Source organism: Thiosulfatihalobacter marinus (assembly GCF_016019955.1).
Lineage (GTDB): Bacteria > Pseudomonadota > Alphaproteobacteria > Rhodobacterales > Rhodobacteraceae > Shimia > Shimia marinus_A.
The window spans coordinates 1-613 of sequence record NZ_JAECRZ010000051.1 but is presented as its reverse complement, the minus strand read 5'-3'; the positions used below and the strand labels follow the sequence as shown (position 1 = coordinate 613).

The 613-nt window shown below is 59.2% G+C and carries 1 protein-coding gene; it reads left to right on the top strand.

Annotation, left to right across the window (positions count from 1 at the left end; translation table 11 throughout):
• On the top strand, nucleotides 1-551 hold a 551-nt coding region (locus I3253_RS20345; RefSeq protein WP_197919606.1), incomplete at its 5' end, for an IS3 family transposase.
• Nucleotides 552-613: the final 62 nt, after the last annotated feature.

The window sequence follows — 613 nt, the reverse complement described above, 5'->3', positions numbered from 1 at the left end:
AGCCGCATCCGCAGCACCCGGTCTATCCGTATTTGCTGAGGAAGATGGTGATCGACCGGCCAAACCAGGTCTGGTGCGCCGACATCACCTTCATTCCCGTGAAGCGCGGCTTCTTGTATCTGGTGGCGATCATGGACTGGGCAACCCGCAAGGTTCTGAGCTGGCGCTTGTCGAATACGATGCACGCCGACTTCTGCGTCGAAGCTCTGAAAGAGGCCATCGGTCAGTTCGGCCCGCCTGAGATCATGAACACCGACCAGGGGTCACAGTTCACCGGTTCTGCCTGGATCACCACCCTGACCGAGGCCGGCGCGCGCATCTCGATGGATGGGCGCGGCCGCTGCATGGACAACATCTTCATCGAGAGGCTCTGGCGGTCCCTGAAACAGGAGGCCGTCTATCTCCAAGAAATCAACGACGGGTTCCAGGCCCGGCACGTGATCAGCAACTGGATGGCCTTCTACAACACCGAGCGGCCCCATTCTTCCCTTGAGCGACGAACGCCAAGGGAGGCATACTGGAGCGGTCGAGATCAGAAATTGGCGGCATGAAAACCAACCCGGATACACCTTAGATCAGCCGCTGAGCTGTCCGAAAAACCGGGACCACTTCA